The 235-nt window shown below is 58.3% G+C and carries 1 protein-coding gene; it reads left to right on the forward strand.

Annotated features, from left to right (window positions below; genetic code table 11):
• Positions 1-54: 54 nt before the first annotated feature.
• Positions 55-235: hypothetical protein (locus BBG47_RS28790; RefSeq protein WP_254659969.1), on the forward strand; the 181-nt coding region annotated here is incomplete at its 3' end.

Genomic DNA, 235 nt, shown 5'->3' on the forward strand with positions numbered 1-235 from the left:
GAAACGCTGCGGGCGATTCCGCAAAAAGGGCTCGGCTACGGTCTTCTGCGCTACATGTCCGCGTCGGAAGAGGCGAAGTGGGCGTGCGATCCTGACATTTCGTTCAACTATTTGGGACAGTTTGATCAGGATTTGGAGCACAGCGCGCTGCGAATCTCGCCGCTTTCTACAGGCGAGGCGATAAGTGGCCGAAGACAGCGTGCGTCGGCACTGGAATGCAACGGCATGATCGCCG

This window comes from Paenibacillus sp. KS1 (assembly GCF_001680695.1).
Classification (GTDB): domain Bacteria; phylum Bacillota; class Bacilli; order Paenibacillales; family Paenibacillaceae; genus Paenibacillus_B; species Paenibacillus_B suaedae.